Below are 26,042 nucleotides of genomic sequence, written 5' to 3'. Positions count from 1 at the left end.
CGGTTCCGACGGCCTGTGCGAAAGTCGGACGGACCGGGGGTCAGCCCAGCGGCAGACCCTGCGCCGACCAGCGGTCGCCGTGACGCTCCAGGGTGAGCGGCAGGCCGAAGCACTTGGAGAGGTTGCGGGCGGTCAGCTCGGTGTCGATCGGGCCGGCCGTGAGCACCTTGCCCTGGCGGATCATCAGCACGTGGGTGAAGCCGGGGGCGATCTCCTCGACGTGGTGGGTGACCATCGCCATGGCCGGCGCGAACTCGTCCTGGGCCAGCGCGCCGAGCCGGCGGACCAGGTCCTCCCGGCCGCCGAGGTCCAGGCCGGCCGCCGGCTCGTCGAGCAGCAGCAGCTCGGGGTCGGTCATCAGGGCGCGGGCGATCAGGGTGCGCTTGCGCTCGCCCTCGGAGAGGGTGCCGAACTTGCGGCCGGTGAGGGCAGCCATGCCCATCCGGTCGAGCAGGGCGAGGGCGCGGCCCTCGTCGGACTGCTCGTAGGACTCCTGCCAGCTGACCGTCATGCCGTAGGCCGCGGTGAGCACGGTCTGCAGCACGGTCTGCTCGGCCGGCAGCTTGTCGAACATCGAGGCACCGGCCAGGCCGATCCGGGAGCGCAGCTCGAAGACGTCGATCTCGCCCAGCTTCTCGCCCAGCACCGAGACCTTGCCCGAGGTCGGGAAGAGGTACGAGGAGGCGATCTGCAGCAGGGTGGTCTTGCCGGCGCCGTTCGGGCCCAGGATGACCCAGCGCTCACCCTCGGAGATGGACCACGAGACCTGGTCGACCAGCGCGCGCCCCTCCCGGACCACGGATACGTCCACCAGCTCCAGCACGTCGCTCATGCCCACGCCTTCCCCAAATTCACAAATGTCGGCCGTCGGTGCGGGCGGCGGACCGACCCCGGCAGCCGGTGGGCACGGGATGGGTGCGCCGCACGCGCATGGGCAAACCTACGCCACGCGGATGACCGCCGATTCCGTAGGCTGGCCGGATGCTCGTGACTCCTGCCGACAATCCGTACGAAGAGCCCCGTTCGGGGCGGCTGACCGCCTGGGGCAACGCTCTGCTGAGCGGCCTGGTGGCGCCGGACGACGCCGCCGAGGCCGTGCTCGGCGCCGACGAGGGCCACCGGGTGACCGGGCTGCCCGGGGACGCGCCGGGCGAGCAGCACGCGCTGACCTGGGCGTTGGGGCGGCTGCGGGTGCTGGGCGTGAAGGGCCTGCGGCTGGCGCTGCCCTCGGCCGGGCACCCGCTGGGCCTGACCGGCCCGGCGGCGTTCAACGAGCGCGCGCTGGCGGCCGGCGAGGCCGTGCTCGCGGTCGGCGCACCGCTCGGACTGGTGCCGGAGATCACGGTGTTCGGCCCGGAGGGCGACCGCTCGGCCACCGTGCTGTGGCGCTGCGCCGAGGTCGGCGACGCCCCGCCGGCGGACGTGCCCTCGCTGCACGAGGCCGAGCGCGAGCTGGCGGACGGGCTGCGCGAGGCGACCCTCCTGCTGACCAGGCTGGACGTGGCGGGCGCGGGCCCGGAGGCGCTGCGCGCCCTGGAGGCGTACCGCCGGCGCGGCCACGCCGAGTTGCTGGCCCCGGGCTACCCGCCGCGCGCCGTCCGGGTGCTGGAGTCGGCCCGCCAGGTGTCCGCCCTGCTGGCGATCGCCTCGGGCGGCCACGGCGCGGCCGTGAGCGCCTCCGAGATGGCCGCCCGGCAGTCGGTGCTGGCCCCGCTGCGGCGCACCGCGCGGCGGGCCCAGGTCGCCGCCTACAACGCCCTGGTGGACGAGCGCGAGGACCACTGACGAAGGGCCGCCGGCGAAGGACCGCTGACTGGCGAAGGACCGCCGGCGAGGGGGCCTCAGGCCCGGGCCTCGCCGTTGCGGACGGCCCACAGCGCGGCCTGGGTGCGGTCGGCGAGGTCCAGCTTCATCAGGATGTTGGAGACGTGGGTCTTCACCGTCTTCTCCGACAGGTGCAGGCTGCGGGCGATCTCCCGGTTGGAGCGGCCGTCGGCGATGTGGCCGAGCACCTCGCGCTCGCGCTCGGTGAGGGTGCCGCCGCGGCCCTGCGGGGCGCGCGGGCCGTCGTCGGCGAGCAGCGCCTCGGCCAGTTCGGGCTGGAGCAGCACGTGGCCGGCGTGCACCGAGCGGATCGCCCCGGCCAGCGCCTCCGGGTCCACGTCCTTGTAGACGTACCCGGCGGCGCCGGCCCGCAGCGCGGGGACCATGGTGCGGTGCTCGGTGAAGCTGGTGACGATCAGGATCCGGGCCCGGCTGCCGCCGTCCTTGAGGGTGCGCAGCGCCTCGATGCCGTCGACGCCGGGCATCTTGAGGTCCATCAGGACGACGTCCGGGTCGAGTTCGCGGGCGCGCTCGACGCCCTCGGCCCCGTCGGCGGCCTCCCCGACCACCTCGATGTCGTCCTGGACCTCCAGGAAGGTGCGCAGCCCGCGGCGGACCACCTGGTGGTCGTCGACCAGCAGGACGCGGATCGACGGCGTGCTCTCAGGCACCGGGGACCTCCATCTCGACGAGCGTCCCCTTGCCGGGGGCGGACTCCAGGGTGAGCGTGCCGCCGACGGCGGCCGCGCGGTCGCGCATCGAGGCCAGGCCGAGGTGGCGGCCGGCCCGGCGGACGGACTCGGGGTCGAAGCCCCGGCCGTCGTCGCGCACCCGCAGCACGGCGCCGCGGGCGGGGGTGCCAGCCAGGGTGACGGTGACCCGGCCGGCGCCGGAGTGGCGCAGCGCGTTGTGCAGCGCCTCCTGGGCGACCCGCAGCAGCGCGGCCTCCTGGGCGGGCGGCAGGGCGCGGACGCCGTCGGCGGCGAAGGCGAGGTCGGCGGTGTGGGCGCGGTCGAGGACCTGCACCTGGGAGGCGAGGGTGGCGCTCAGGCCGTCCTCCTCCAGCGCGGCGGGGCGCAGTTCGACCACCACGGCGCGCAGTTCGTCGGCGGCCTCGGCGGCGAGCCGGGCGACCTCCGCCAGTTCGGCGCGGGCCCGGGCCGGGTCGCGGTCGACGAGCTTGGCGGCGGCCTTGGCGGTCAGCCGCAGTGAGAACAGCTTCTGCGAGACGGCGTCGTGCAGGTCGTGGGCGATCCGGGCGCGCTCGCCGGCCAGGGTGAGTTCGCGGCTGCGTTCGTACAGCCGGGCGTTGGTGAGGGCGAGGGCGGCGTGGGCGGCGAGGATCCGCAGCAGTTCCTCGTCGTGGTCGGTGAACAGGCCGCCGCCGCGCTTGTTGGCGAGGAAGATGACGCCCGTCACCCGGGGTTCGTCCTCGCCGGCCTCGGTGTCGAGGATCGGCATGCCGAGGAAGGCGTCCATCTCGGGGTGGGCTTCGGGCCAGCCCTCGAAGGCGGGGGCCTTGCGGACGTCGGTGAGCCGGGTGGGGCCGGTCTCGTGCAGCAGTTCGGCGAGCACGCCGTGCTGGCGGGGCAGCGGGCCGATGGCCCGCCACTGCTCGTCGGTGATGCCGTCGACCACGAACTGGGCGAAGCCGCCGTGGTCGTCGGGCACGCCGAGGGCCGCGTACTCGGCGCCGAGCAGGTCGCGCGCGGAGGCGGTGATGCGGCGCAGCACCTCGCGGACCTCCAGGTGCCGGCTCATCGCGAGCAGGGCCTGGCTGACGGCCTCGATGCCGGCCAGCGGGTCGCAGGCGGAGCGCGGGTCGAGGGGGGTCCGGTGGTCACCGGTCGGGCTGGGCATACCGCCAAACTACCGCCGGCGCGGGGGCGTCCGCGTCCGTCCCCGGCCGCTCCGGGCGCAGGTCCGGGGACCTAGGCCGATGGGCCCACCCGGCGGGCGGGCGGCCCGCCGACAGCGCGAAGGGCGCTCCCCCGCCCGGGGGGAGCGCCCTTTCTCAGGGGGCCGGTCGGCAGGGGGCCGGTCAGCCCTTCTGCATGACCTCGGGCTCGTGCCGGCGCTGCAGCCGGGTCACGATCACGCCGATCACGACCGAGATGACGATCAGCACGGCCGCGTCGATCGACCACTGGGCGACGCTGTGGTCCCACAGCGGGTCGTAGTTGGGGTTCTGGAAGTCCTTGTTCCAGGGGCCCATGAGGTGCGACAGGTCGAGCGTGGTGGACACCATGCCGGTGCCCCAGCGGGCCGGCATCAGCCAGGCGACCTGCTCCAGGCCGGGCTTGCCGAAGATCTGGAAGAGGCAGCCGGTGAACACGACCTGGACGATGGCGAACATGACCAGCAGCGGCATGGTCTTCTCGGCGGTCTTCACCAGCGCGGAGATCATCAGGCCGAACATCATCGCGGCGAAGCTGAGCAGGATCATGCCGATGGTCATCTCGATCATCGGGATGTTCTTGACGATCAGGCCGTGCTCGGGGAGCTTGCGCGGCAGGAAGCCGACGGCGGAGATGATCGCGCCCTGGATGACCGAGAAGATGCCCAGCACGATGATCTTGGACATCATGTACGCCGACCGGGACAGGCCGGTGGCCCGTTCCCGTTCGTAGATCGCCCGTTCCTTGATCAGCTCGCGGACCGAGTTGGCCGCCCCGGAGAAGCAGGCGCCGATCGCCAGGATCAGCAGGATCGTCGCGGCCCCGTTGTTGAGGTGGAGCTGGGTCTTCGGGTTGGGCGCCAGCCCCGGCTCGTTGGGGATCAGCACGCTGACCGCGCCGATCACCGCCGGCAGCAGCACCGACAGCGCCAGGAAGCCGCGGTCCGAGGCGAGCACCGACATGTAGCGGCGCATCAGCGTCCACAGCTGCGAGCCCCAGCTCTGCGGCTTGGGCGGCCGGACGGCCTCCTGGGCGACCTGGACGTGCTGCACCTCGCCCGCCTCGACGGTCGGCGCGGAGTACTGCTGGTAGTGCACCGAACCGCGGTAGCGGCCGGCCCAGTCGTGGTCGGGGTAGTTCTCGAAGGCCTGGAAGACGTCCGCCCAGGTCTCGTACCCGAAGAAGTGCAGCGCCTCGTCCGGCGGGCCGAAGTAGGCCACCGAGCCGCCCGGCGCCATCACCAGCAGCCGGTCGCAGAGCGCGAGTTCGGCCACCGAGTGGGTGACGACCAGGATGGTGCGGCCGTCGTCGGCGAGGCCGCGCAGCATCTGCATGACCTCGCGGTCCATGCCCGGGTCGAGGCCCGAGGTGGGCTCGTCCAGGAAGATCAGCGAGGGCTTGGTGAGCAGCTCCAGGGCGACCGAGACGCGCTTCTGCTGGCCGCCGGAGAGCGCGGTGATCTTGTTGTCGGCGCGCTTGTCCAGGCGCAGCTCGTACAGCACCTCGTCGATCCGGGCGTCGCGCTCGCGGGCCTCGGTGTCGCCGGGGAAGCGCAGCCGGGCCGCGTACTTGAGGCCCTTCCGCACGGTGAGCTCGCGGTGCAGGATCTCCGACTGCGGCACCAGGCCGATCCGGGAGCGGAGTTCGGCGAACTGCTTGTAGAGGTTGCGGCCGTCGTACAGCACCTCGCCGCGGTCGGCCGGGCGGTAGCCGGTGAGGGCGCGCAGCAGGGTCGACTTGCCGGAGCCGGACGGGCCGATGACGGCCACCAGGGACTTCTCCGGGACGCCGAAGCTGACGTCGTTGAGCAGGACCTTCTTGCCGCCCTTGTGGTCGACCTCGACGGTCAGGTGGCGGGCGGAGAAGGAGACGGCGCCGGTGTCGACGAACTCCTGCAGCTGGTCGCCGACCAGTACGAAGCCGGAGTGGCCGACGGTCAGCCGGTCCTGCGGGCCCATCAGCTGGCGCTGCACCCGCTGGCCGTTGAGGAAGATGCCGTTGTGGCTGCCGAGGTCGACGATCTCGTAGCGGCCGTCCGGGAGTTGACGCAGCTCGGCGTGGTGGCGGGAGACCTGGAGGTCGGACACCACGATGTCGTTGTCCAGCGCGCGGCCGATCCGGATGGTGCGCATACCGGCCGTCAGGTTGCGGATCACCGTCGGCTGCGGGCCGCCGCCGTCGTGCTCCGGCGGGGCGGGGAAGCCCTGCTGCTGCGCGGGGAAGCCGTGCTGCGGCGCCGGCTGGTCCTGCGGCGGGTACGGCTGGGCGGCCTGCTGCTGCGGCACGTACTGCTGCGCGGGCTGGTGCTGCGGCGGCCAGGCCTGCTGCGCCTGCTGCTGGTACGGGTCCTGACCCGGCCAGGCCTGCTGCGGGGCGGGCTGCTGGGGCGTCGGGGCGGGGCTGCGGCTGGTGACGGCCTCGTGCACCGGGGTGGGCTGCGGGGCGGCGGCGTGGGCGGGCGCGGAGAAGGCGAGTCGGGGGCCGTTCTCCGGGTTGCCCAGGTTCACCACGGCACCGGGGAACAGCTGGGCCTGCATGGTGCGGGCGCCGGCCACGTAGGTGCCGTTGGTGCTGCCGTGGTCGTCCAGCTGCCAACCGCTGCCGTTGAAGCTGATGGTCCCGTGCTGCCAGGAGACCCTGGCGTCGTCGAACGTGAAGTCCGACTGCGGGTTGCGCCCGATGGTGTAGGACCGCCCGGGCTCAAGAGTCCGCTGCTGTCCGTTGATATCAATGACGAGTTGCGGCACTGCTTGCCTGCCCCGCTCTCTCGGTTCCCCCGATTTGGCCCCCGGCCGGGGGTGCACTGTTCCTCTGACTGACGGGGGGAATCATTCCAGCCCGCCGTCCGCGGGTGAAAGTCACCCCGGGTGACTGTGACCAGGCTGCTACCCGGGGCTGCCGGTCGGCCGCGGGCACGGGTGTCCCGCGAGGTGGGACAGGTGCCCCCGGCGGGGCGGCCGACGGGTAGCGTGGGAGCCACCATGAACGCATCGCCCCTGGCCGCTGAGCCCCTCCCCGCCGCCCAGCCCCGGACCGCGGACGAGCGCACCCTGCTCGTCAAGGTGTTCGGCAAGGACCGCCCCGGCATCACCGCCGGCCTCTTCGCCACCCTGGCCGGCTTCGGCGTCGACGTCATCGACATCGAGCAGGTCGTCACCCGTGGGCGCATCACGCTGTGCGCCCTGGTCACCCCGCCGCACGCCCGCGACGCCGAGGGCGGCCTGCGGGCCACCGTGCACCGCTGGGCGGAGGAGCAGAAGCTCCAGGCCGAGATCCTCTCCGGCATCGGCGACAACCGCCCGCGCCGCGAGGGCCGTTCGCACGTGACGGTGCTCGGCCACCCGCTGACCGCGGCCGCCGTCTCCGCGCTGACCTCCCGGATCACCGCGGCGGGCGGCAACATCGACCGCGTGTTCCGTCTCGCCAAGTACCCGGTGACGGCGGTCGAACTGGCCGTCTCCGGCGTGGCCACCGAGGAGCTGCGGGCCGAACTGGCCCAGGAGGCGGCCGCCCAGCGGGTGGACGTCGCGGTGGTGGCCGCCGGGCTGGAGCGCCGGGCCAAGCGCCTGGTGGTGATGGACGTGGACTCCACGCTCATCCAGGACGAGGTGATCGAGCTGTTCGCGGCCCACGCGGGCTGCGAGGAGGAGGTCGCCGGGGTGACGGCGGCGGCGATGCGCGGCGAGCTGGACTTCGCCGAGTCGCTGCGGGCCCGGGTGGCCCTGCTGGCCGGGCTGGACGCCTCGGTCACCGAGAAGGTGCGCGCGGAGGTCAGGTTCACGCCGGGGGCGCGCACCCTGATCCGTACGCTCCAGCGGCTGGGCTTCCAGGTCGCGGTGGTGTCCGGCGGGTTCACCCAGGTCACCGACCACCTGGTGGAACAGCTGGGGCTGGACTTCGCGGCGGCCAACACCCTGGAGGTGGTGGACGGCAAGTTCACCGGCCGGGTGGTCGGCGAGATCGTGGACCGCGCGGGCAAGGCCCGCTGGCTGGCCCGGTTCGCCGAGCAGGCGAAGGTGCCGCTGTCGCAGACGGTGGCGATCGGCGACGGTGCCAACGACCTGGACATGCTGAACGCGGCCGGGCTCGGGGTGGCCTTCAACGCCAAGCCCGTGGTGCGCGAGGCCGCCGACACCGCGGTGAACGTGCCCTTCCTGGACACCGTGCTGTACCTGCTCGGGATCACCCGCGAGGAGGTCGAGGCGGCCGACGGTGGGCTCTCGGTCGACTGAGGCGTGCTGACACCTGAGGGGCGCGCGGATTGATCCGCGCGCCCCTCAGGTACGTTCCGGGGCGAGCGCCCCGGAGGTCAGTCCTGCGGTGTGTAGTACGAGACCAGCTCGGCCACGCCCGGCTCGACGCCCTTCCACGAGCCGCCGAAGCTGAGCACCGCGATCGCCGCCGTCGGGAAGCCGCCCAGGCGCAGCCGCTCCAGCGCGTCCCGGTCCCCGGCGTCCCCGGCGAGCACCTGGGTCAGGCCCAGCACCCCGGGGTTGTGGCCGACCAGCACCACGTCCGCGAACTCCTCCGGGGTCTCCTGGAGGACGGCGATGATCTCGCCCGGGCTGGCCTCGTAGATCCGGTCCTCGTACACCGTCCTGCGGGCCCGCTTGGGCAGCTCGTGCGCCGCCAGCTTCCAGGTCTCGCGGGTGCGCAGGGCGGTGGAGCAGAGCACGAAGTCGGGGTTGATGCCGGAGTCGACCAGCCAGCGGCCGGCTTCCGGGGCCTGGTGACGGCCCCGGTCGGCCAGCGGCCGCTCGTGGTCGTCCACGCCGTTCGGCCAGTCGGCCTTGGCGTGGCGGAGAACGATGATCCTGCGGGGCGTGTCGGCGCTCATACCCAGCAAGCTTGGCAGAAAAGCGGCCCGGGGGCGCGACGCTCCCGGGTGCCGCCACTCCCCGGGGTGGCGGGTGCCGTCATGCCGCGCCGACCGGGGTGTCACCGGGAGTACGGCACCGGTGCACCCCCGGTACGGGCGGTACGGGCGGGCTGGGCGGCGGGGTCAGCCCATCGCGGCGGCGACGGTGGCGATGATCGCCACCAGCACCACGATGCCGCCGAAGAGGAGGGCGATGCGGCCGAGCTGCTTGCGGCCGTCGGTGGGGTTCGGGTCGAGAACGGGCATGTCGGGATTCTCCCACCCCGAACACGCCCGTCCCCGGCGGGCCCCACCGCCTTGGTCAGGCCTTGACCTTCCCGGTCAGGCCTTGACCCGCTCGGCGGGCAGGACGGCCTCGTCCTCGATGTGCCGGGCCTGGGCGGCGCGCAGGCCGAACAGCATCTGCGGCACCAGCAGCAGGGCCAGGAAGCCCAGCGGCCAGTACCACTCACCGGTGACGTCGTAGATCCGGCCGATCAGGATCGGGCCCGGGACGGAGATCAGGTAGCCGAGCCCCTGGGCGAAGACGGACAGCTGGGCCACCCCGCCGGCCGTCCGGGCGCGCAGCCCGATCATGGTCAGCACCAGCGGGAAGGCGCAGTTGGACAGGCCCACCAGCACGGCCCACACCCACGGCGCCCCGGCCGGGGCGAGCGCCAGCCCGGAGTACCCGGCGATGCCGCAGCAGGCCAGCAGCACCACGAAGATCCGCTGGTCACCGCGCCGGGCCGCCAGGTTGGGCAGCACGAAGGAGACCGGCACGCCGATCACCATGGTGACCGCGAGCAGCACCCCGGAGGTGCCCTTGTCGATGCCGGAGTCCTGGAAGATCTTCGGCAGCCAGCCCATCACCACGTAGGCGCCGGTGGCCTGGAGGCCGAAGAAGCAGGCCATCGCCCAGGCCGTGCGGCTGCGGGTGATCGGCAGCCTGGCGGGGGCGGCGGCGCCGCCGGCCCGCTCGCCGCGCTCGCGCTTGGCGATCAGCAGCGGCAGCCAGAGCAGCAGGGCGACCGCCCCCAGGGCGGCCCAGCTGCCCAGGCCGTACCGCCAGTCGCCGCCGAGCGAGCTGGTCAGCGGCACGCTGACCAGCGCGGCCAGCGCGGTGCCGGCGGACAGCGCCATGGAGTACAGGCCGATCATCGGCCCGACCTTCTCCGGGAAGTACCGCTTGATGACCACCGGCAGCAGCACGTTGGAGACCGCCACCCCGGCCAGGGCGAGCGCGGTGAACAGCAGGAACACCGCCGTGCCGCCGGCGAACGAGCGGGCCAGCACACCCGCCGTGATGGCGGCCATGCCGGCCGTGATCACGGCGATCGGGCCGATCCGGCGGGCCGCGGCCGGAGCGGCGAGGCCGAACAGCGCGAAGCACAGCGAGGGGACGGCGGTCAGCAGCCCGGCGAGCGTCGGGTTCATCCCGAGGTCGTCGCGGACCTGGTCGAGCAGCGGCCCGAGGCTGGTGACCACGGGGCGCAGGTTGAAGGCGGCGGCGGCGATCGCGACGGCGAACAGCACGCCGAGGTACGTGCCGGGGGCGGACGGCCGCTCGGTCTGCGGCCGCTCCCCGCTCCGTGGGGAGGAGGTGGTGGTGTCTGCTGCGGGAGGCATGGGCGCCATCATAGAATGATGGGATGAATTGATGCACCTCGGAATTGGCATGATGTCCCGACCCGTTCGTCCATCAGCCACTTTCCCCCCACGGCCCACCCAACCCCGTAGTCGCTAGGAGTCCCCGTGGCGCTGTCCTCGCCGAGGCGCACCCCGTTGTCCGACCAGGTGATCGCGCAGCTGCGCGCCCAGATCACCTCCGGGGAGTGGCCCGTCGGCTCGCGCATCCCCACCGAGGCCGCCCTGGTCGAACAGCTGGGGGTGGCCCGCAACACCGTCCGGGAGGCCGTCCGGGCCCTCGCCCACAACGGGCTGCTCGACATCCGCCAGGGCTCCGGCACGTACGTCCTGGCCACCAGCGAGCTGGCCGGGGTGATGCACCGCCGCTTCGCCGACGCCGACCAGGCGCAGGTCGCCGAGCTGCGGGCGGCGCTGGAGACCTCGGCGGCCGGCCTGGCCGCCGCCCGCCGCACCGACCGCGACCTCGGCCTGCTGGACGCCGCGCTGGAACGGCGCGAGGCCGCCTGGCACTCCGGCGACGCCGAGGACTTCGTCCAGGCCGACGCCGCCTTCCACCACGCCGTGGTGGCCGCCGCCCACAACGACGTGCTGCTGGCCGTCTACTCCGACCTCGGCGAGGTCACCCGCGAGCACCTGCGCAACGACGTCGGCCCCGAGCTGATCGCCGAGCGCTACATCGGCCACCACACCATCCGGGACGCCATCCGGGACGGCGACCCCCAGCGCGCCTCGGTCGAGGCCGGCCGCGCCATCGGCGCCTGCGCCACCGCCGACGCGTAGGCGCGGCCACCCGCCTCCGGGGCGGGACCGGAAACACGACTGCCCGGCACCCCCGCGAACGGGGGTGCCGGGCAGTGGCGGAAACCGGTCGGTCAGGCGCCGATCGCGTGCAGACCGCCGTCGACGTGGATGATCTCGCCGGTGGTCTTCGGGAACCAGTCCGACAGCAGGGCGACGACGCCGCGGCCGGCCGGCTCCGGGTCGCTCAGGTCCCACTTGAGCGGGGAGCGGTGGTTCCAGGTGTCGGCCAGGTCGCCGAAGCCCGGGATGGACTTGGCGGCCATCGAGCCGATCGGGCCCGCCGAGATCAGGTTGCAGCGGATGTCCCGCTCGCCCAGGTAGCGGGCCAGGTAGCGGTTGGTCGACTCCAGGGCGGCCTTGGCCGGGCCCATCCAGTCGTACTGCGGCCACGCGTACTGGGCGTCGAAGGTCAGGCCGACCACCGAGCCGCCGTCCTGCATCAGCGGCAGCAGCGCCATGGTGAGCGACTTGAGCGAGTACGCCGAGACGTGCATCGCGGTGGCCACGGACTCCCACGGGGTGTCCAGGAAGTTGCCGCCCAGGGCGTCCTGCGGGGCGAACCCGATCGAGTGGACGATGCCGTCCAGGGTCGGCAGGGTCTCGCGGACCTGCTCGGCGATGCCGGCCAGGTCCTCCGGGCTGGAGACGTCCAGCGACAGCACCTTGACCGGCTTCGGCAGCTTCTTGGCGATGCGCTCGGTCAGGCTCGGGCGGGGGAAGGCGGTGAGGATGATCTCGGCGCCCTGCTCCTGGGCCAGCCGTGCGGTGTGGAAGGCGATGGAGGACTCCATCAGCACACCGGTGATCAGGATCCGCTTGCCCTCGAGGATTCCACTCATGATCAGTGACCCATGCCCAATCCGCCGTCGACGGGAATGACGGCTCCGGTGATGTACGCGGCCTCGTCCGAACCGAGGAACCGCACGGTGGACGCGACCTCGGCGGGCGCCGCGTAGCGGCCCAGCGGCACGCCCGAGACGATCTCCGCGCGGCGCTCGTCGCTGAGCACGGCGGTCATGTCGGTGTCGACGAAGCCGGGGGCGACCACGTTGACGGTGATGTTGCGCGGGCCGAGCTCGCGCGCCAGCGAGCGGGCGAAGCCGACCAGGCCGGCCTTGGAGGCGGCGTAGTTGGCCTGGCCCGGCGAGCCGGAGAGGCCCACCACGGAGGAGATCAGCACCACGCGGCCCTTGCGGGCGCGCATCATCAGCTTCGACGCGCGCTTGACCACCCGGAAGGTGCCGGTCAGGTTGGTGTCCAGGACGGACGTGAAGTCCTCCTCGGACATCCGCAGCAGCAGGGTGTCGTTGGTGATGCCCGCGTTGGCGACCAGCACCTCGACCGCGCCGTGCTTCTGCTCGATCTCGGTGAAGGCGGCGTCGACCTGCGCGGCGTCCGTGATGTCACAGCGCACCGCGAGGACGTCGAACTTCGCGAGGGCCTCGGGCACCTCGCCCGAACGGCTGGTGATGGCGACCTTGTCGCCCGCCTCGGCGAAGGCCTGGGCGATCGCGAGGCCGATGCCCCGGTTTCCTCCGGTGACGAGAACCGAGCGGCTCAACGATCCACCTCTCTCCGTGTCTGAGCGCGTCCGTCCGAACGCGTACGCAGTGTGACGCTATCGGGCGGTCGGCGGCGGCGGCGAATCGGTCTCCCACAGCGCCGCAGCAGAGGAACTGTCGCAATCCGACAATCCGCGCCCGCGGCGCCCGCGCCTCCCGGCCGTCCGCCGCAGGCCGGGGCGCCGCCGCGAAAGGGAGCACTGTGCGGGAACAACACGGGCGGGCGTGCCCGTTGCCCCCGTAGTGCGGGCCGACCTCGGGGCCGGACGTACCCTTCCCCCGAAGAGTCCCGGCGAGGATACGAAGGCAGGGCGCATGACCAAGGCACGGCCCGGGAGCACCACCGGACGCGGACGACTGCTCGCCCTCACCGCCCTGGCGGCGGGCCTGGGCGCGACCGTCTGGGCGCTGCGCGACCTGCCCGCGGCGTTCGGGCGCCGCCCCGACGGCGAGCACGAGGAGCGGGTGCGGGACTCCCCCCAGTACCGCGACGGCGTCTTCCACAACGCGCCCTCGACCCTCGCCCGGGCCGGGAGCGCCCCCAGCGTCGACCGCGACACCGTCCGCCGGATGCTGTTCCAGCGCGAGGGCCGGGTCCCGGCCCACCCGGTGCCCACCGTCCGCCCCGCCGCCGCCCCCGGTCCGGCCGCCGAGGGCGTGGAGATCACCTGGTACGGCCACGCCTCCGCGCTGGTCGAGATCGAGGGCTCGCGGGTGCTGCTCGACCCGATCTGGAGCGACCGCTGCTCCCCCTCCGCCCACGTCGGCCCCAAGCGGCTGCACCCCGTCCCGGTCGAGCTGGAGGAGCTCCCGCCGGTCGACGCGGTGCTGATCTCCCACGACCACTACGACCACCTCGACATGGCGACCGTCAGGCGCCTGGTGCGCAGCCAGTCCGCGCCCTTCGCGGTGCCGCTCGGCATCGGCGGCCACCTGCGCCGCTGGGGCGTCCCCGAGCACCGGATCATCGAGCTGGACTGGGACGAGACCTGCACCCTGGGCGAGCTGGTCCTCACCCTGACCTCCGCGCACCACTTCTCCGGCCGCGGCCTGACCCGCAACACCACCCTCTGGGGCTCCTGGGTGATCGCCGGGCCCACCCGCAAGGTCTTTTACACCGGCGACTCCGGCTACTTCGAGGGCTACGCCCGGATCGGCGCGCAGCACGGCCCGTTCGACGCCGCCCTGGTGCAGATCGGCGCCTACGACGCGGCCTGGCCGGACATCCACATGACCCCCGAGGACGCCGTCCTCGCCCACCGGGACCTCACCGCCGGACTGCTGGTGCCGGTCCACTGGTGCACCTTCAACCTGGGCCTGCACCCCTGGGCCGAGCCGATCGAACGGCTGCTCAAGGAGGCCAAGGCCCAGGCCGTCCCGCTGGCCGTCCCGCGCCCCGGCGAGCGGATCGACGTGGACAACCCGCCGGAGCTGGACGGCTGGTGGGAGTCCGTCTCCTGACGGCGGCGCACGGACCCGGACCACCCTGGCCGAAACCGCAACGCACCGGGCGAAATGCGCTGGCCGGGAACCCGGTGGAGGGGAAATGATGCGGTGCGGACGCCCCTGTGGCGCCGCACCGCCACCCTCCGCGACCTGGGAGCCCGATTGCCTCCGATCCCTCCGGCCGACAGCGCCGGCGCCCCGCACGGACGCGCCGTCGACCCGCTGTTCCTCGCCCTGCCGCTGCACACCCTCGCCGACGCCGCCCTCACCCGGGCCCGCGAACTCGGCGCGAGCCACGCCGACTTCCGCCTGGAGCGGGTCCGCAGCGCCTCCTGGCGGCTGCGCGACGCCCGTCCGGCCGGCACCTCCGACAGCGTCCGGCTGGGCTTCGCCGTCCGGGTGCTGCTGGACGGCGCCTGGGGCTTCGCCGCCGGGGTCGACCTCACCCCGGCGGCCGCGGCGGAGGTCGCCGCCCGGGCCGTCGCGGTGGCCCGGCTCTCCGGCGGGATCAGCCGGGCGGCCGGCTCCGCCGAGCGGGTCGAGCTGGCCGACGAGCCCGTCCACGCGGACGTCACCTGGGTCTCCTCGTACGAGGTCAACCCCTTCGAGGTGCCGGACGCCGACAAGACCGCGCTGCTCGCCGAGCGCAGTTCCCGGCTGCTCGCCGCCCCGGGCGTCTCGCACGTCCAGGCCGCGCTGCTGACGGTGCAGGAGAACAAGTTCTACGCCGACACCGCGGGCACCGTGACGACCCAGCAGCGGATCCGGCTCTACTCCGACCTGGAGGCCACCTCGGTCGACGAGCGCACCGGCGCCTTCGACTCGATGCAGACCCTGGCCCCGCCGGTCGGCCGCGGCTACGAGTACCTGACCGGCACCGAGTGGGACTGGGACGCCGAGCTCGCCGAACTGCCCGTCCTGCTGGCCGAGAAGATGAAGGCCCCGAGCGTCCGCCCGGGCCGCTACGACCTGGTCATCGACCCGTCCAACCTCTGGCTGACCATCCACGAGTCGATCGGCCACGCCACCGAGCTGGACCGCGCGCTCGGCTACGAGGCCGCCTACGCCGGCACCTCCTTCGCCACCTTCGACCAGCTCGGCAGCCTGCGCTACGGCTCCGAGCTGATGAACGTCACCGGCGACCGCACCGCCGAGCACGGCCTGTCCACGATCGGCTACGACGACGAGGGCGTCGCCACCCAGTCCTGGGACCTGATCCGGGACGGCGTCCTGGTCGGCTACCAACTCGACCGCGGCATGGCCAAGTTGAAGGGCTTCGAGCGCTCCAACGGCTGCGCCTTCGCGGACTCCCCCGCGCACGTCCCGGTCCAGCGGATGGCCAACGTCTCGCTCCAGCCGGCCGCCGACGGCCCGGACACCGCGGGCCTGTTCGCCGGGGTGGAGAACGGTCTGTACATCGTCGGCGACCGCTCCTGGTCGATCGACATGCAGCGCTACAACTTCCAGTTCACCGGCCAGCGCGCCTACGCCATCAAGAACGGCGAACTCGCCGGCCAGGTCAAGGACTTCGCCTACCAGGCCACCACCACCGACTTCTGGGGCTCGATGGCCGCCGTCGGCGGCCCGCAGACCTACGTGCTCGGCGGCGCCTTCAACTGCGGCAAGGCGCAGCCCGGCCAGATCGCGGCGGTCAGCCACGGCTGCCCGTCGGCGCTGTTCCGCAACGTCAACGTGCTCAACACCCAGCAGGAGGCGGGTCACTGATGACCGCGATGCAGCCCCACGAACTCGTCGAGCTGGCCCTCGGCCTGTCCCGCGCCGACGGCTGCGTGGTGATCGCCGACGAGGAGTCCACCGCCAACCTGCGCTGGGCCGGCAACGCCCTGACCACCAACGGCGTCACCCGCGGCCGCCGCCTCACCGTGATCGCCACCGTGGGCGGCGCCGAGGGCACCGCCTCCGGCGTGGTCGCCCGCGAGGCCGTCACCGCCGAGGACGTCGAGGGCCTGGTCCGCGCCGCCGAGGCGGCGGCCCGCGCGGCCGGACCGGCCGAGGACGCCCAGCCACTGGTCGACGGCCGGCCCTCCTCCCCCGACTTCACCGCGCCGCCCGCGGAGACCTCCATCGAGGTGTTCGAGGCCTTCGGCCCGGCCCTCGGCGAGGCCTTCGCCCGCGCCGCCGCCCAGGGCGAGCTGCTGTACGGCTTCGCCCGGCACGAGGTCACCACCAGCTACCTGGGCAGCTCCACCGGCCTGCGGCTGCGCCACGACCAGCCCACCGGCATGGTCGAGATCAACGGCAAGACCGCCGACCTCTCCGGCTCGGCCTGGGTCGGCGCCGCCACCCGGGACTTCACCGACGTCGACGTCCCCGCCCTGCACGCCGAGCTCACCAAGCGGCTCGGCTGGGGCGCCCGCCGGATCGACCTGCCCGCCGGGCGGTACGAGACCCTGCTGCCGCCCGCAGCCGTCGCCGACCTGCTGCTCTGCCTGCACTGGGCGGCCGGCGGCCGGGACGCCGTCGAGGGCCGGTCGGTCTTCTCCCGGCCCGGCGGCGGGACCCGGATCGGCGACAAGCTCGCCGCGCTGCCGCTGACCCTGCGCGCCGACCCGAACGAGCCCGGCCTGGAGGCCGCCCCGTTCGTGCTGGCGCACCGCACCGGCGGCGACGTCTCGGTCTTCGACAACGGCGCGCCGATCGAGGCCACCGAGTGGATCCGCGAGGGCGTGCTGACCGAGCTGGTCACCAGCCGCCACACGGCCGGCCTCACCGGCCTGCCGCTGCGCCCGGGCATCGACAACCTGGTGCTGGAGACGGCCGACCAGGAGTCCGCGCCGACCCTGGACGAGATGATCTCCCGCACCGAGCGCGGCCTGCTGCTCACCTGCCTCTGGTACATCCGCGAGGTGGACCCGGCGACGCTGCTGCTCACCGGCCTCACCCGGGACGGCGTCTACCTGGTGGAGAACGGCCAGGTGGTCGGCGCGGTCAACAACTTCCGGTTCAACGAGTCCCCGGTCGACCTGCTCGGCCGGATCACCGAGGCGGGCCGCACCGAGGCCTGCCTGCCCCGCGAGTGGAGCGACTACTTCACCCGCACCGCGATGCCACCCGTGCGTGTCGCGGACTTCAACATGAGTTCGGTCAGCCCGGCCTCATAGCCGCTGACCGACGGGGGGATGGAAAGAACATGATGGACGAGAAGCGGCTGGTCAGATCGAGCAAGATGCTCTCCCGCATCCTGCGGCACGAGCCGGAGCTGGTGGGGATCACGCTGGACGACTCCGGCTGGGTCCGGATCGACGTCCTGCTCGGCGCCCTCGCGGCGAAGGGCAGGCCGCTCACCAGGCCCGAGCTCGACCACGTCGTGGCGACCAACAACAAGCGCCGCTTCGGCTACTCCCCGGACGGCCTCTCGATCCGCGCCAACCAGGGCCACACGGTGGCGGTCGACCTCGGTCTGACCGCCACCGTGCCGCCGCCGGTGCTCTACCACGGCACCGCCGACCGCCACCTGGCGTCGATCTTCCGCGAGGGGCTGCGCCCGATGACCCGGCAGGACGTCCACCTCTCGGCGGAGACCGAGACGGCCACCCGGGTCGGCGCCCGGCACGGCCGCCCGGTCGTGCTGACCGTCAACGCGGCCGCGATGGCGGCGGCCGGCCACGAGTTCCGGCTCAGCGAGAACGGCGTCTGGCTCACCGACGCCGTCCCCCCGCAGTACCTCTCCCGGCGCTCGTAGACACTCCTGACGCCGTACGGCTCCTCTATCACGCCCGACCGGGTGGGCCCCGCCCACCCGGTCTCGTCGTCCCGGGCGCCCGGGCGTACCGTGAGGAGGCCGCGCGGAACGGCGCGCGGATGCCTGGACGAGGGCGGTTGGACACATGGGCAAGAGCGCCGGCGGCGGACAGATCCACCGGATCACGGGGGCGCGCAGCAGCCTCTCCGAGGACGTCCGGGGGCGCCAGCGCCGCTACGTCATCTCGATGCTGTTGCGCACCGTCTGCGTGCTGCTCGCGGTGGTGCTGTGGAACGTCGAGCGCTGGCTGGCCTTCGGGGCACTGGCGGGCGGGGTGCTGCTGCCGTACTTCGCGGTGCTGATCGCCAACGCCGGCCGGGAGCGGGCGCCGGGCCTGCCGAGCTCCTTCGACTTCCCGGCCGACACCCCGCTGATGCTCGGCCCCGGTGGTACGGGTGGGGCTGGTGCGCCCGCTGGTACAGGACAGGCAAAGCCCACCGGCACCGAAACGTCACCGGGCACGGACTGACCGCCCGGTTTGCGGGGATTGAGCCGGAATCAGGTCGGCGAAAGCTCAGAAGAAGCTCAGATTAATCATGCAAGACCTCCCCATCCGAGGCCTTCGGCGTGACATACTGCGTACGCGCTCCGCATCCCCCGTCGGAGCGACGGACCGACGCCGGGCGGCTCCCCCCGTGGCTGCCCGGCGTCGCCATGCCCGGATCCGGGCGGGCCAGGGCGGCGTGACAGACTGGCGGTGACCACGCACCCGCCACACCGGAGGACGGCCCCCGATGGACACCCCGCAGACCCCGATCTGCTCCGCCAAGGGCTGCCGGGCGGACGCCCACTGGGTGCTGGTGTGGAACAACCCCAAGCTGCACACCCCGGACCGCCGCAAGACCTGGCTCGCCTGCGAGGAGCACCGCGAGCACCTGTCCCAGTTCCTGGGCGTGCGCGGCTTCCTCAAGGAGGTCGTCGCCTTCGCCGACTGGACCCAGGAAGGCGCCTAACCGCCGATCGCCGACATCGGCCGCTCGGGCTGGTGGAACTCCGGGTCGTCGATCCCGGCCCCGGCCTTCTTGCCCCACATCGCCGCCCGCCACAGCGCGGCCAGCTCCGCGTCGTCCGCCCCCGAGCGCAGCGCGCTGCGCAGGTCGGTCTCCCCGGTCGCGAACAGGCAGTTGCGCACCTGCCCGTCGGCGGTCAGCCTGGTCCGGTCGCAGGCCCGGCAGAACGGCCGGGTGACGGAGGCGATCACGCCGACCCGGCCGGCGCCGCCGTCCACCACCCAGCGCTCGGCGGGCGCCGCGCCCCGGCGCCCGGACGGCTCCGGGGTGAGCGTGAACCGGGCCCGCAGCAGCTCCAGGATCTCCTCGGCGGTGACCATCGACGAGCGGTCCCAGCCGTGCTGGGCGTCCAGCGGCATCTGCTCGATGAAGCGCAGCTCGTAGCCCCGCTCCAGGCACCAGGCCAGCAGGTCGGCCGCCTCGTGGTCGTTGACCCCGCGCATCAGCACCGCGTTCAGCTTCACCGGCGCCAGCCCGGCCGCCTCGGCGGCGGCCAGCCCGTCCAGCACGTCGTGGTGGCGCCGGCGGCGGGTGAGGGTGTGGAACACCTCGGGGTCGAGGGTGTCCAGCGAGACGTTGACCCGGTCCAGTCCGGCCTCGCGCAGCGCCGTCGCGGTGCGGGCCAGTCCGATGCCGTTGGTGGTCAGCGACAGCTCGGGGCGCGGTTCCAGCTCGGAGCAGGCGGCGACGATCGCGACCAGCCCGGGGCGCAGCAGCGGCTCACCGCCGGTGAAGCGGACCTCGCGCACGCCCAGGTCGCGCACGGCGAGGGTGACCAGCCGGACGATCTCCTCGTCGCTGAGCAGCTCGGGCTTGGCCAGCCACTGGAGCCCCTCCTCCGGCATGCAGTACGTGCAGCGGAGGTTGCACCGGTCGGTGAGGGAGACCCGCAGGTCGACGGCGCGTCGTCCGAAGGTGTCGAGCAGCACGTGCGTCCCTTCCCGAAAACCGCCGGCCCGGCCACCGTCACGGTGGGCCGGGCCAGCATAGTCATGCCGGATCGATCAGTGGGCGCCCAGCCCGGTGAGTGAGCGGACCTCCAGTTCAGCGTACTTCGCCGGGTCCGGACGTTCCTTGGACAGCAGGGTGCCGAGCCAGCCGGCCAGGAAGCCGATCGGGATGGAGACCAGGCCGGGGTTCTCCAGCGGGAACCAGTGGAAGTCGGCGTCCGGGAAGAGCGAGTTCTTGGCTCCGGAGAGCACCGGGGAGAACACCACCAGCACCACCGAGGAGATCAGGCCGGCGTAGACCGAGCTGACCGCGCCGGTGGTGGTGAAGCGCTTCCAGAACAGCGAGTAGAGCAGGGTCGGCAGGTTGGCCGAGGCGGCCACCGCGAAGGCCAGCGCGACCAGGGCGGCGGTGCTGAGCTTGCCCGCGTAGAGGCTGAGCACGATGGCGACGGCGCCGATCCCGACGGCGGCCCACTTGGCGGACCGCACCTCCTCCCGCTCGGTCGCCTTCCCGCGCCGGATCACGTTGGCGTACAGGTCGTGGGCGAAGGAGGCCGAGGAGGCCAGGGTGAGCCCGGCGACCACGGCGAGGATGGTGGCGAAGGCGACCGCCGAGATCACCGCGAGCATGATCGCCCCGCCGGTGGTCCCGGCCCCGCCGCCGAGCTGCTCGGCGAGCAGCGGCGCCGCGGTGTTGCCGGAGGGCGTCTTGCCCTCGACGGCCACCATGCCGCTGCGGCCGACCAGCGCGGCCGCGCCGAAGCCCAGCGCCAGGGTCATCAGGTAGAAGACGCCGATGATGCCGATCGCCCAGAGCACGGACTTCCGGGCCGTCTTGGCGGTGGGGACGGTGTAGAAGCGGACCAGGATGTGCGGCAGGCCGGCGGTGCCGAGCACCAGGGCGATCCCCAGGCTGATGAAGTCGAGCTTGGAGGTGTTCGTGGCCCCGTACTTCAGTCCCGGTTCCAGGAAGGCCGAGCCCTTGCCGCTCGCGGAGGCGGCCGCGCCGAGCAGTTCGGAGGGGTTGAAGTGGTACTTGGCGAGCACCAGGACGGTCATCAGTGCGGCGCCGGCGATCAGCAGCACGGCCTTGACGATCTGCACCCAGGTGGTGCCCTTCATACCCCCTATCACCACATAGATGATCATCAGCGCACCGACCGCGAGGATGGTCCACCGCTTGGCGCCCTCCCCGGTGACCCCCAGCAGCAGCGCCACCAAGGCGCCGGCGCCGACCATCTGGGCGAGCAGGTAGAAGATCGAGACCACGATGGTGGAGATGCCGGCCGCGGTGCGCACCGGGCGCTGGCGCATCCGGAACGCGAGCACGTCCGCCATGGTGAACCGGCCGGAGTTGCGCAGCGGTTCGGCGATCAGCAGCAGCGCGACCAGCCAGGCGACCAGGAAGCCGATCGAGTACAGGAAGCCGTCGTAGCCGGTGAGCGCGATGATTCCGGCGATGCCGAGGAAGGACGCGGCGGACATGTAGTCGCCGGAGATGGCCAGGCCGTTCTGGAAGCCGGTGAAGCCGCGACCGCCGGCGTAGAAGTCGGCGGCGCTGCGGTTCTGCCGCCCGGCCCAGACGGTGATCACCAGGGTGGCCACCACGAAGAGCCCGAACAAGGACATGATCAGACCGCGGTGCTCCGTGGCGGAGCTGGCGAGCGGTGTCATTCGGCGGACTCCCGGGGGGCGTGGACGACGGCGCCGTAGGCCTCACGGATCGCGGCGGCGGGCGGGTCGATCCGCCGGTCCGCGTAGCGGGCGTACCAGGCGGCGATGACGAAGGTGGTGACGAACTGCAGCAGCCCCAGCACCAGGGCCACGTTGATGTGCCCGACGACCTTGGTGCCCATCAGTCCGGGGGCGTAGCAGGAGAGCAGTACGTAGAGCAGGTACCAGAGCACGAAGCCGATGGTGACCGGGAAGGCGAAGCTCCGGAACGAGCGCCGCAGAGTACGGAACTCCTCGCTGTCATCGATGAGTTGGACTTCCGTAGCGGTAGTGGTGATCGGCGGCGAATCCACTCTGTCTCCTCACTCCTTCGGCGTAGCGGTCGCACGGGGGGACGATTCGAACGTGAGGGACGTCACATTCCTCGTGCGCGCCGCGCAATGCTAGGAGCGTCGTGCCCACCCCGGAAGGGGTTGACCGCGATCAGCCAGTCGTTCACCCCCTCGCACCATCCAATTGGCCGAAAACCACCACTCGCGTCACATCCGGACCGGGGTCATCACAACCGAAAGGGGCGGCACCGTCCAACGGTGCCGCCCCTGTTGACGAAGCGTCAGAATCAGAAGGCGATCCGGACCTTCAGCGCGGACCGGTCGTCCATGGCCCGATAGCCGTCCGGAACGCCGTCCAGATCGACCGTCCGGTCGAAGACCAGACCGGGCTCGATCGCGCCGGAGAGCACGTCCGGCAGCAGCTCGGGGATGTACGCGCGGGCCGGGGCCACGCCACCGTTGAGCGAAACGTTTCGGCCGAACATCTGACCGATGTCGACGCCCGCACTGCCGCCGTGTGGCACGCCCACGTAGCCGACCGCGCCGCCGTCCCGGGTGATCGAGACCGCCGTCCGCATCGACTCCTCGGTGCCGACCGCCTCCAGCACCGCGTGCGCGCCCAGGCCGCCGGTCAGCTCCCTGACGGCCTCGACCGCCGCGTCGCCGCGCTCGGCCACCACGTCCGTCGCCCCGAAGCGCCGGGCCAGCTCGGTCCGGGCGGTGTGCCGGCCCAGGGCGATGATCCGGCCCGCGCCCAGCCGGCGCGCCGCCAGCACGCCGCACAGGCCCACCGCGCCGTCGCCGACCACCGCGACCGTCGCGCCCGGGCGCACCCCCGCCGACACCGCCGCGTGGTGCCCGGTCGCCATCACGTCGGACAGCGCCAGCAGGCCCGGCAGCAGCTTCTCGTCGCCCACCGCCTCCTTCGGCAGCTTCACCAGCGTCCCGTCCGCGAACGGCACGCGCACCGCCTCGCCCTGGCCGCCGTCCGAACCCACCGACCCCCAGAACCCGCCGTGCGGACAGGACGTCTGGAGGCCTTCGAGACAGAACTCACAGACCCCGTCCGACCAGACGAAGGGCGCGACCACGAAGTCACCCTTGGCGAAGCCCCGGACCTCGGCGCCGACCTCCTCGACCACGCCCAGGAACTCGTGCCCGATCCGCTGCCCGGGCACCCGCTGGGCCACCCCGCGGTAGGCCCACAGGTCGCTGCCGCAGATGCAGGCGTTGACCACCCGGAGCACGACGTCCGTCGGCTGCTGGATCACCGGGTCCGGTACCTCTTCGATCCGGATGTCGTTCGGTCCGTGGATCACCGTGGCGCGCATGCGTTTTTCCTCACACAGAACCGGCCGAGCGGCCGGAAACGATCTCGACCAGGTGTACGACACCCATGCGGACCACTCTATTCCGGCTACCGGCTCGGAACATTTCGACCGGCCACGGCCGACTCGCCCCTTATCCTGTTGGACCATGCAACCGATCCAGCCCGAGACGTACGGCGCGCCGCGGACCGCCCCGGTCCCCGCCCAGCGTTCCGCCGCCCCCGCCGAGGGTTTCGCGGTCGTCGACGTCGAGACCACCGGTCTCGGCCGCTCCGACCGCGTCATCTCGGCCGGTGTCTACCAGCTGGACGGCGACGGCGAGGTGACCGACCACTGGTACACCCTGGTCAACCCCGAGCGGGACCCGGGCCCGGTCTGGATCCACGGCCTCACCGCCGAACTGCTCTCCGGCGCGCCGACCTTCCCCGAGATCGCCGAGGAGTTCGCCACCCGCCTGGCGAACCGCGTCCTGGTCGCGCACAACGCGTTGTTCGACTGGAACATGATCTCCCGCGAGTTCTCCCGGGCCGGCCGCAGCGCCCCGGTCGAGCAGCGGCTGTGCACCATGGTCCTCTCCCGCGACCTGCGCCTCCCGCTGCCCAACGGCAAGCTCTCCTCGCTCGCCGCCCACTTCGGCGTCCAGCAGCGCCAGGCCCACAACGCCCTGGACGACGCCCGGGTGCTCGCCGAGGCCTTCCGCCCCAGCCTCCGGCTGGCCCGCACCCACGGCATCCCGCTCCCCTTCCAGACCTGCGTCGCGGTCACCGACCTCGGCGAGGACGAGCCCGCCACCCCCGGCCGCGGCAACTGGACCGGCTCCCAGTACCGCCAGGCCAAGAAGCGCCCGGCCTGCCCGTACCCCAACCCGGGGCGCTGGGAGGACGGCAAGCCGCTGGTCCAGGGCATGCGGGTGGCCTTCACCGGCGACACCGCCACCGACCGCGAGGTCCTGGAGGACCGCGCCGTCGAGGCCGGCCTGCACATCGCCACCTCCGTCAGCCGGCTCACCAGCCTCCTGGTCACCAACGAGCCGACCAGCTGGAGCGGCAAGGCCCGCAAGGCCCGCGACGTCGGAACCCCGATCGTCACCGAGGACGCCTTCCTCCAGCTGCTGCGCGAGGTCGCCCCGCACCCCGGTGCGTGAGCCCGTTGTGAGGTCGGCGTACCGTTCCCATGTGTACCGTTTTCTGCTGACCCGCCAGTGGCTGATCACCCTGCTGATCGCGCTGCTGCTGATCCCCGCGACGATCAAGCTGGGCTTCTGGCAGCTGCACCGCCACGAGGCGCGGGTGGCCCGGAACGAGCTGATCGGCAAGGCCCTCACGGCCTCGCCGGTGCCCTTCGACAGCCTCTCCGCCGCCCCCGGCGCCGCCGTACCGTCCGCCCTCACCTGGCGCGCCGTGACGGCCACCGGACAGTACGACCCGGCACACGAGTTCGTGGTCCGCAAGCGGACCGACGCCAACGGCACCCTCGGCTACTTCGTCCTCACTCCGCTCAAGCTCTCCGACGGCAAGGGCACCGTCCTGATCAACCGCGGCTGGGTCCCCTCCGGCGACGGCGCCACCCAGTACCCGCCCGTCCCGGCCGCCCCGACCGGCGAGGTCACCCTCACCGGCCGGCTGCGCGCCGACGAGACCACCGGCAGCAGCGGCGGCTGGGTCAAGGACCGGGCCGGCCTCCCCGACCGCCAGTTCAACCTGATCAACACCGAACAGCAGTCCAAGGAGACCGGCAGCCCCCTCCTCGGCGGCTACCTGGAACTCACCGCCAGCACCCCGTCCCCGGCCGACCAGCCGCAGCTGATCCCCGAACCCAACCACTCCGACATCGGCCCGCACATGGCCTACGCCGTCCAGTGGTGGCTGTTCACCGCGATGATCCCGGTCGGCGTCTGGGTCCTCATCCGCCGCGAGGCCAAGGACCGCGCCAAGCAGGCCGCCGAACCCGAGGTCCCCCTCGACGCCCTCCCGGCCTAGAGCACATCCTCCAACTCCCGCAACAACCGCGCCTTCGCCCGCGCCCCCACCACCGACCGCACCGGCTGCCCGTCCCGGAACAGCATCAACGTCGGCATCGACAACACCCCGTACGCCGCCTGGGTCCGGGGGTTGCGGTCCACATCGACGCTCACCACCCGGAACCGGTGCGCCTCCTCCCGCGCGACGTCCGCCAGCACCGGCGCCATCATCCGGCACGGCGGGCACCAGTCCGCCGTGAAGTCGACCAGCACCGGCCCTGCCGCCGCCAGCACCTCCACGGCGAACGTCTCGTCCGTCACCGCCGGCACACCCGCGATCTCCACCATCGCCTACTCCCTCTGCTCCTTGGCCAGTTCACACTCGGGCGGCTGCTCGGAAGCCGCGAGCTCGTCCCGCGCCCGCACCGCCCGCTCGAACTGCCCGGCCACCTGCACCCGGACGTCCTGCAAGCGCGCGATGCACTCGTCCAACTCGGCCAACTTCCGCCGGTACACCTCCAACGAGGCCGGACAGGAATCCCCCTCCGGGTGCCCCGCCCGCAGACACTCCACGAACGGCCGGGTCTCCTCCAACCCGAACCCGAAGTCCTGCAGCATCCGGATCTCCCGCAGCAGCCGCAGGTCCTCCTCCCCGTACGCCCGGTACCCGTTCCCCGCCCGCCGGGCCGGCAACAACCCCAACTGCTCGTAGTACCGCAACGCCCGCGTCGTCGTCCCCGCCCGCTCCGCCAACTCCCCGATCCGCATACCGCCCCACTCCTCCCGAACAACCACCACCGACGCTAAACCTTCCCCCCAACGTCAACGCCAGCCCCACCGGCCACGCGGGCCGCGCACCCACCCACCCACACCGACCCCCCACCCACCTCCCACCCGCCCCAGGCGAGAGGGACGCGCTGCGGGAGGGGGCGGTGGAGGGGGTGGGTGCGGAAGGGGGCGTGACGGGTGATTTTCAGACCGCCAAC

Annotated in this window: 26 protein-coding genes; 11 read left to right on the top strand and 15 right to left on the bottom strand. The window is 72.8% G+C overall.

The window, feature by feature from the left end:
- Positions 1-40: 40 nt before the first annotated feature.
- Positions 41-832, bottom strand: coding sequence for an ABC transporter ATP-binding protein (locus ACZ58X_RS39310; protein WP_402490595.1), 792 nt, complete (start codon positions 830-832; stop codon positions 41-43).
- 149 nt (positions 833-981) lie between these two features.
- Between ACZ58X_RS39310 and ACZ58X_RS39305 the strand changes: the two genes are divergently transcribed.
- Positions 982-1,785 carry a hypothetical protein gene (locus ACZ58X_RS39305; RefSeq protein WP_470338359.1) on the top strand — a complete coding sequence of 268 codons (804 nt, stop codon included), beginning with the start codon at positions 982-984 and terminating at the stop codon, positions 1,783-1,785.
- 56 nt (positions 1,786-1,841) lie between these two features.
- Here the strand turns inward: ACZ58X_RS39305 and ACZ58X_RS39300 are convergent, their stop codons facing one another.
- The 3 genes from ACZ58X_RS39300 to ACZ58X_RS39290 form a co-directional block, all read right to left on the bottom strand.
- A complete protein-coding gene (locus tag ACZ58X_RS39300; RefSeq protein WP_360241205.1) occupies positions 1,842-2,495 on the bottom strand; it encodes a response regulator transcription factor in 654 nt (217 codons plus the stop codon).
- Positions 2,488-3,684 (bottom strand): GAF domain-containing sensor histidine kinase, encoded by a 1,197-nt coding sequence (locus ACZ58X_RS39295; protein ID WP_470338358.1) that lies wholly within the window; start codon positions 3,682-3,684, stop codon positions 2,488-2,490. The genes ACZ58X_RS39300 and ACZ58X_RS39295 overlap by 8 nt, the downstream gene beginning before the upstream one ends.
- A 181-nt stretch (positions 3,685-3,865) precedes the next feature.
- Entirely contained in the window at positions 3,866-6,469 is a 2,604-nt protein-coding gene (locus tag ACZ58X_RS39290) for an FHA domain-containing protein (RefSeq protein WP_470338357.1), read from the bottom strand.
- Positions 6,470-6,703: 234 nt separating this feature from the next.
- Between ACZ58X_RS39290 and serB the strand changes: the two genes are divergently transcribed.
- Complete coding sequence (gene serB / locus ACZ58X_RS39285) at positions 6,704-7,954, top strand: phosphoserine phosphatase SerB (RefSeq protein WP_470338356.1); 1,251 nt, start codon at positions 6,704-6,706, stop codon at positions 7,952-7,954.
- A 77-nt stretch (positions 7,955-8,031) separates the two neighbouring features.
- Here serB and ACZ58X_RS39280 read toward each other — a convergent pair whose 3' ends face one another.
- The 3 genes from ACZ58X_RS39280 to ACZ58X_RS39270 all read right to left on the bottom strand — a co-directional run bounded on the left by ACZ58X_RS39280 (position 8,032) and on the right by ACZ58X_RS39270 (position 10,209).
- Positions 8,032-8,559, bottom strand: a complete 528-nt coding sequence (locus ACZ58X_RS39280) for a SixA phosphatase family protein (RefSeq protein WP_470338355.1) — start codon at positions 8,557-8,559, stop codon at positions 8,032-8,034.
- A gap of 165 nt (positions 8,560-8,724) precedes the next feature.
- Positions 8,725-8,847 carry an SGM_5486 family transporter-associated protein gene (locus ACZ58X_RS39275; protein WP_470338354.1) on the bottom strand — a complete coding sequence of 41 codons (123 nt, stop codon included), beginning with the start codon at positions 8,845-8,847 and terminating at the stop codon, positions 8,725-8,727.
- A gap of 75 nt (positions 8,848-8,922) precedes the next feature.
- Positions 8,923-10,209 (bottom strand): CynX/NimT family MFS transporter, encoded by a 1,287-nt coding sequence (locus ACZ58X_RS39270; RefSeq protein WP_470338353.1) that lies wholly within the window; start codon positions 10,207-10,209, stop codon positions 8,923-8,925.
- A gap of 126 nt (positions 10,210-10,335) precedes the next feature.
- On the opposite strand from ACZ58X_RS39270, the gene ACZ58X_RS39265 reads away from it, so the two are divergent.
- Positions 10,336-11,010, top strand: coding sequence for a FadR/GntR family transcriptional regulator (locus ACZ58X_RS39265; protein WP_470338352.1), 675 nt, complete (start codon positions 10,336-10,338; stop codon positions 11,008-11,010).
- A 92-nt stretch (positions 11,011-11,102) separates the two neighbouring features.
- Here the strand turns inward: ACZ58X_RS39265 and fabI are convergent, their stop codons facing one another.
- Both fabI and fabG read right to left on the bottom strand, forming a co-directional pair.
- On the bottom strand, positions 11,103-11,870 hold the full coding sequence (fabI, locus tag ACZ58X_RS39260; protein WP_360241184.1) for an enoyl-ACP reductase FabI: 768 nt from the start codon (positions 11,868-11,870) through the stop codon (positions 11,103-11,105).
- Positions 11,871-11,872: 2 nt separating this feature from the next.
- A complete protein-coding gene (gene fabG, locus ACZ58X_RS39255; RefSeq protein WP_360241181.1) occupies positions 11,873-12,592 on the bottom strand; it encodes a 3-oxoacyl-[acyl-carrier-protein] reductase in 720 nt (239 codons plus the stop codon).
- 316 nt (positions 12,593-12,908) lie between these two features.
- Here fabG and ACZ58X_RS39250 point away from each other — a divergent pair, with 316 nt between their 5' ends.
- The 6 genes from ACZ58X_RS39250 (at position 12,909) to ACZ58X_RS39225 (ending at position 18,755) form a co-directional block, all read left to right on the top strand.
- Positions 12,909-14,054, top strand: coding sequence for an MBL fold metallo-hydrolase (locus ACZ58X_RS39250; RefSeq protein WP_470338351.1), 1,146 nt, complete (start codon positions 12,909-12,911; stop codon positions 14,052-14,054).
- Positions 14,055-14,210: 156 nt separating this feature from the next.
- A complete protein-coding gene (locus tag ACZ58X_RS39245; protein ID WP_470338368.1) occupies positions 14,211-15,764 on the top strand; it encodes a TldD/PmbA family protein in 1,554 nt (517 codons plus the stop codon).
- Positions 15,764-17,161: a metallopeptidase TldD-related protein gene (locus ACZ58X_RS39240; RefSeq protein ID WP_470338350.1), complete on the top strand. Its 1,398-nt coding sequence runs from the start codon at positions 15,764-15,766 to the stop codon at positions 17,159-17,161. Before ACZ58X_RS39245 ends, ACZ58X_RS39240 begins: the two co-directional genes overlap by 1 nt.
- Positions 17,162-17,193: 32 nt before the next feature.
- Complete coding sequence (locus tag ACZ58X_RS39235; protein WP_470338367.1) at positions 17,194-17,742, top strand: RNA 2'-phosphotransferase; 549 nt, start codon at positions 17,194-17,196, stop codon at positions 17,740-17,742.
- A 145-nt stretch (positions 17,743-17,887) separates the two neighbouring features.
- Positions 17,888-18,271, top strand: a complete 384-nt coding sequence (locus ACZ58X_RS39230) for a DUF3099 domain-containing protein (protein ID WP_470338349.1) — start codon at positions 17,888-17,890, stop codon at positions 18,269-18,271.
- Positions 18,272-18,536: 265 nt separating this feature from the next.
- Positions 18,537-18,755: a hypothetical protein gene (locus ACZ58X_RS39225; RefSeq protein WP_470338348.1), complete on the top strand. Its 219-nt coding sequence runs from the start codon at positions 18,537-18,539 to the stop codon at positions 18,753-18,755.
- On the opposite strand, the gene moaA is transcribed toward ACZ58X_RS39225, so the two are convergent.
- From moaA to ACZ58X_RS39205, 4 genes are all read right to left on the bottom strand, one after another.
- Positions 18,752-19,741 carry a GTP 3',8-cyclase MoaA gene (moaA, locus tag ACZ58X_RS39220; protein WP_470338347.1) on the bottom strand — a complete coding sequence of 330 codons (990 nt, stop codon included), beginning with the start codon at positions 19,739-19,741 and terminating at the stop codon, positions 18,752-18,754. The genes ACZ58X_RS39225 and moaA overlap by 4 nt on opposite strands.
- 75 nt (positions 19,742-19,816) lie before the next feature.
- Positions 19,817-21,436: a solute symporter family protein gene (locus ACZ58X_RS39215; protein WP_470338346.1), complete on the bottom strand. Its 1,620-nt coding sequence runs from the start codon at positions 21,434-21,436 to the stop codon at positions 19,817-19,819.
- The gene (locus ACZ58X_RS39210; RefSeq protein ID WP_375893924.1) at positions 21,433-21,789 is read right to left on the bottom strand and encodes a DUF485 domain-containing protein; all 357 of its coding nucleotides are present in this window, start codon (positions 21,787-21,789) and stop codon (positions 21,433-21,435) included. The genes ACZ58X_RS39215 and ACZ58X_RS39210 overlap by 4 nt, the downstream gene beginning before the upstream one ends.
- A 266-nt stretch (positions 21,790-22,055) precedes the next feature.
- Complete coding sequence (locus ACZ58X_RS39205; protein ID WP_470338345.1) at positions 22,056-23,099, bottom strand: zinc-dependent alcohol dehydrogenase family protein; 1,044 nt, start codon at positions 23,097-23,099, stop codon at positions 22,056-22,058.
- Between the two features lie 145 nt (positions 23,100-23,244).
- Between ACZ58X_RS39205 and ACZ58X_RS39200 the strand changes: the two genes are divergently transcribed.
- Positions 23,245-24,240, top strand: coding sequence for a DEDDh family exonuclease (locus tag ACZ58X_RS39200; protein WP_470338344.1), 996 nt, complete (start codon positions 23,245-23,247; stop codon positions 24,238-24,240).
- A 31-nt stretch (positions 24,241-24,271) separates the two neighbouring features.
- Entirely contained in the window at positions 24,272-25,075 is an 804-nt protein-coding gene (locus ACZ58X_RS39195) for an SURF1 family cytochrome oxidase biogenesis protein (protein WP_470338343.1), read from the top strand.
- Here the strand turns inward: ACZ58X_RS39195 and trxA are convergent.
- Both trxA and ACZ58X_RS39185 read right to left on the bottom strand, forming a co-directional pair.
- A complete protein-coding gene (gene trxA, locus ACZ58X_RS39190; protein WP_470338342.1) occupies positions 25,072-25,404 on the bottom strand; it encodes a thioredoxin in 333 nt (110 codons plus the stop codon). The two genes, ACZ58X_RS39195 and trxA, sit on opposite strands and share 4 nt — an antisense overlap.
- 3 nt (positions 25,405-25,407) lie before the next feature.
- Positions 25,408-25,824, bottom strand: a complete 417-nt coding sequence (locus ACZ58X_RS39185; RefSeq protein WP_470338366.1) for a MerR family transcriptional regulator — start codon at positions 25,822-25,824, stop codon at positions 25,408-25,410.
- Positions 25,825-26,042 lie beyond the last annotated feature (218 nt).

This window comes from Kitasatospora sp. NPDC040550, from assembly GCF_055594965.1.
This window is presented reverse-complemented; position numbering and strand designations above follow the sequence as displayed.

Excerpts from the sequence above, each read along its gene's own strand:
- ACZ58X_RS39310 (WP_402490595.1), bottom strand. The coding sequence starts at position 832 with ATGAGCGACGTGCTGGAGCTGGTGGACGTATCCGTGGTCCGGGAGGGG.
- ACZ58X_RS39305 (WP_470338359.1), top strand. The coding sequence starts at position 982 with ATGCTCGTGACTCCTGCCGACAATCCGTACGAAGAGCCCCGTTCGGGG.
- ACZ58X_RS39295 (WP_470338358.1), bottom strand. The coding sequence starts at position 3,684 with ATGCCCAGCCCGACCGGTGACCACCGGACCCCCCTCGACCCGCGCTCC.
- serB (WP_470338356.1), top strand. The coding sequence starts at position 6,704 with ATGAACGCATCGCCCCTGGCCGCTGAGCCCCTCCCCGCCGCCCAGCCC.
- ACZ58X_RS39280 (WP_470338355.1), bottom strand. The coding sequence starts at position 8,559 with ATGAGCGCCGACACGCCCCGCAGGATCATCGTTCTCCGCCACGCCAAG.
- ACZ58X_RS39275 (WP_470338354.1), bottom strand. The coding sequence starts at position 8,847 with ATGCCCGTTCTCGACCCGAACCCCACCGACGGCCGCAAGCAGCTCGGC.
- ACZ58X_RS39270 (WP_470338353.1), bottom strand. The coding sequence starts at position 10,209 with ATGCCTCCCGCAGCAGACACCACCACCTCCTCCCCACGGAGCGGGGAG.
- fabI (WP_360241184.1), bottom strand. The coding sequence starts at position 11,870 with ATGAGTGGAATCCTCGAGGGCAAGCGGATCCTGATCACCGGTGTGCTG.
- ACZ58X_RS39250 (WP_470338351.1), top strand. The coding sequence starts at position 12,909 with ATGACCAAGGCACGGCCCGGGAGCACCACCGGACGCGGACGACTGCTC.
- ACZ58X_RS39240 (WP_470338350.1), top strand. The coding sequence starts at position 15,764 with ATGACCGCGATGCAGCCCCACGAACTCGTCGAGCTGGCCCTCGGCCTG.
- ACZ58X_RS39235 (WP_470338367.1), top strand. The coding sequence starts at position 17,194 with ATGGACGAGAAGCGGCTGGTCAGATCGAGCAAGATGCTCTCCCGCATC.
- ACZ58X_RS39230 (WP_470338349.1), top strand. The coding sequence starts at position 17,888 with ATGGGCAAGAGCGCCGGCGGCGGACAGATCCACCGGATCACGGGGGCG.
- ACZ58X_RS39225 (WP_470338348.1), top strand. The coding sequence starts at position 18,537 with ATGGACACCCCGCAGACCCCGATCTGCTCCGCCAAGGGCTGCCGGGCG.
- ACZ58X_RS39215 (WP_470338346.1), bottom strand. The coding sequence starts at position 21,436 with ATGACACCGCTCGCCAGCTCCGCCACGGAGCACCGCGGTCTGATCATG.
- ACZ58X_RS39205 (WP_470338345.1), bottom strand. The coding sequence starts at position 23,099 with ATGCGCGCCACGGTGATCCACGGACCGAACGACATCCGGATCGAAGAG.
- ACZ58X_RS39200 (WP_470338344.1), top strand. The coding sequence starts at position 23,245 with ATGCAACCGATCCAGCCCGAGACGTACGGCGCGCCGCGGACCGCCCCG.
- trxA (WP_470338342.1), bottom strand. The coding sequence starts at position 25,404 with ATGGTGGAGATCGCGGGTGTGCCGGCGGTGACGGACGAGACGTTCGCC.
- ACZ58X_RS39185 (WP_470338366.1), bottom strand. The coding sequence starts at position 25,824 with ATGCGGATCGGGGAGTTGGCGGAGCGGGCGGGGACGACGACGCGGGCG.